The sequence below is a fragment of the Oleiphilus sp. HI0061 genome (assembly GCF_001635675.1).
The window spans coordinates 1-768 of sequence record NZ_LWFE01000437.1; the positions used below are offsets into that span (position 1 = coordinate 1).

Genomic DNA, 768 nt, shown 5'->3' on the forward strand with positions numbered 1-768 from the left:
TTTTATTCAGGAAGACTTCACTGCGAATAAGACTCTCTATTAAATAATTCTCTCGTGTTGTGACGACACGCGCTAACTTAAAGACCAAAGAGTTCGACTTCGAACTATTCTATTATATAATGATCGCTATTCAACATATTGAGACATTAAAGGAACATTGATCTTATAATGAATAAGGAACAACTGAATCTACTCGAAACACTGGAGAACAAAGGCGATTACGAACAACTAATTACGAATATTAGATTGATTCTACAAAGCGACCGTAAAAACTATGCGCACCCTTATATTAAGCGCTGGTGCGGCATTCGATGGAGAAATATATTTCTAACCGAAGCACTTCAAGACAATATTGCTTTAAAAAAAGCAGATAAAACCAAACTACTTGGCCGCAAAGACAAGCGACCAAACAAACAAAAACTTGCAGAACAGTTTTTGAGGGGCGATGAAATACGGGAATGGAAACTGGAAATCCCCGAATTTAAGAGCACAAATAGAGTTCGTAATACTACGCTAATATTCTCACCCGGTCTGTTGAATGGCATGTTGCCTGTTAGGGCTTTTCAAAACGCCTTCCCTAAAATCCAGGACGAGCTCGGTATAAGGATTATACGAGCAGACAATCACCCTATGCGCGGTTGCAGCTCTAATATTGATGACTTGATCGCCGCGATTGACCACGGTGCCGGATTAGCAGCTGACACAACAACAATCCCACCGTCCGAACAAAAGACACCCGGAGATATATTTTTAATTGGTTACAGCAAA

At 40.1% G+C, this 768-nt stretch carries 1 protein-coding gene; it reads left to right on the forward strand.

Annotated features, from left to right (window positions below; all coding sequences use genetic code 11):
* Positions 1 to 168: 168 nt before the first annotated feature.
* Positions 169 to 768: hypothetical protein (locus A3735_RS05895; protein WP_156499444.1), on the forward strand; the 600-nt coding region annotated here is incomplete at its 3' end.